This window comes from Flavobacterium xinjiangense (assembly GCF_900142885.1).
Lineage (GTDB): Bacteria > Bacteroidota > Bacteroidia > Flavobacteriales > Flavobacteriaceae > Flavobacterium > Flavobacterium xinjiangense.
Genome location: NZ_FRCL01000003.1, coordinates 9,516 through 11,986, shown reverse-complemented (window position 1 = coordinate 11,986; position 2,471 = coordinate 9,516). Strand labels below are relative to the sequence as shown.

The 2,471-nt window shown below is 32.7% G+C and carries 1 protein-coding gene; it reads right to left on the bottom strand.

The window, feature by feature from the left end; genetic code table 11:
- A partial coding sequence (locus BUC23_RS17445) for a hypothetical protein (RefSeq protein WP_167365554.1) occupies window positions 1-1,802 on the bottom strand: 1,802 nt, incomplete at its 3' end.
- Between the last annotated feature and the right edge of the window lie 669 nt (window positions 1,803-2,471).

Genomic DNA, 2,471 nt, shown 5'->3' with positions numbered 1-2,471 from the left:
TAAGTACATGTTGCACTTGTATAGATGGTAAGGTTAGCCGGAGCGGTAAATGTTGGAGCAGTGATATCTTTAACAGTAACTATTTTTTCACAACTGGAGCTACAACCATTTGATGTTGTTGTTAACAACAATGTATAAGATTTGTTACAATCTGAACCCGCCGCAACCGTAACATTTTGGGAATTTGTAACAGAAGTTATAGTAGCTCCGTTGGCGTTTGATAAAGACCATGCATATGAAGTCATCCCATCGGGAGCAGAATATGTATTAGATGATAATGGGCATACATTATCATTTGACAATGGCGTAATAGCGCAAGGTACTGTCGGTGTGACGGTTAAAATCACATCCTTAAATGATTCACAACCATTTAGGGTTTTTACAGTTAAACGAATTGTTGCAGTTGAACTGGAAACAGTTGCAATTGCGTTTAAGGTAGTATCATTTATGATCGTTGCAGTGCCACTGACAACCGTCCATTTTACGCTGGAAACTGAATCACCTGGACTGGGAGTAGCTACCCCCGCCAATTGAAAATCTGTTGACGAGCCAGCGGAGCATTTCGTTTGATTGGGTCCTGCATCAGCTACTCCTAAAGCAAAAGTAACCTGAATAGGTTTAATAAAATCAGCAATAGTTGCTGACGAAGATGCCGAAACTTTAGTTTTTATAAAAAGGGTTTTGATACCAAATGATTTACATGGATCTATAGCTGCACTTAATACTTTTGTTAAATTTATAGCTGCTTCAGCAAATGTATTTTTTTCATAAGTTATATTTCCAAAAGCACCAAAAGGAACTGATGTTCCATCAGCAGTATTTACGCTCGCAAAAACTGCATTTAATGTTCCTAAGGTTAGAGTTTGATCAACATAATCAAACACTCCGGGAGAAATTTCAGTCCATTTGCTAATAAAAAAACCAGCTGTAGAACCTCCGTTTGTTAATAGTAATGTTAGAATAAAATCATCTTTTGTTCTACCACCGTCCGGACCGCTCGATATAAATCCACCACTAGTAGTTCCTGTGATTTCTAATTTATTTTGTAAAAATTCAAAATCAATATATACTGTTCCTTTGTTACTAAAATGATCGGCTCCTACCATTATCCATTGTTGACCAAAAGCATCTTTAGAAAAATGAATTAATGCATTATTGACATCTACTTTATCTCCTACAGGATTTGTTACCCAAGTAAGTATGTTGGGATTGTCGTTTACTTTACCAGAAGCAAAATTATCTTCATTTGTATTATAAAGATCAGTTAAATGAAAAGTTGTTAAGGGATTAATTGGTACTCCGGCATTTGTCAGAACACCAGCGCCATTTGGACCGGTTAGCCAATCTCCTACTATTGGTGGAACTGTATTTGTCGATACAAGATTTCCATCAATATTAAAATTCAGAGGTATCAGTACTGGTGCAACTCCTGCAACAAATGCATCAGCAAAGAGAGTTTCGGTTTGGTACCCCGAAGTAAGACCAGTAGCAGTTAGTTTAAATTCTTGTCCTTGGTCATGGACTTGAATTAAATAATCACTATTATTGATATTACCGGCTAAATCAGCTGTGGCATAAAGATATTCAACAGCATGTATTAAAGGAGTTTCTTCAAATGTAAGTTTTACAGTTTCTCCAGGCAACCAGTTTGCACCCGTTACAATTACATACTGACCTGGTGCATATTCTAATTTATCAGTTGTTACAGTAGATGATTGTGCAAGCGCTTCAGTGCTAAAACTGAGAATGCTGAATAATAAAAATAATAATATTTTTATCGATTGAGTAATAGTAGATTTCATATTGATTTGATTTTAAATCGTTAGAAAGTGAAGTAAAATGCAATTGTAAAAATTACTTCGGAGAGTATTTTGGGTTATTGAAGGTTGCATTGATTTGATCAATTGAACAACTTTCATAGGTGTCAAATCTATTTTTAATAAAATAGCTTTTGAACTAAAAAATGAATCATTTAATGTCATTTTTTGAATAAGTATTATCATATTCTGAATTAAATATTTCCTTTTTTTTGGAGTTTTAAGTTCAGAATATTTTATGCTAAATAATGTTGGAAAAACTAGGCTTTTTAGAGTAATTTTTGTTTTCATAATAATCATTTTTAAAATAATAAATTATTGTTTTTAGGGCAGTTAACTTGTATAATGGAGTAATTATATTTAGATTAAAAAAGTTTTTTTGTTTCTTATTTTTACCACTTATTAATTAATGATTAAGTTAATTCTACTACAAACGACAGGACTTAATAGAACGACATCTTGCTAAAATCTTTATAAGAAATAGGACTTGATTAAAATATCGGTATATGACTAAAAGTATGTTAACTAATAGTTTACATAAATCTATTTGTGTTTTTTAAGGATGAAAATCTCTTTTTTGGGGTTAAAGAATATTTTCAGTCGCAGGTGACTTTCCTTTTTTTAAACAATTCAGTATGCACAGTTTTTTAACCT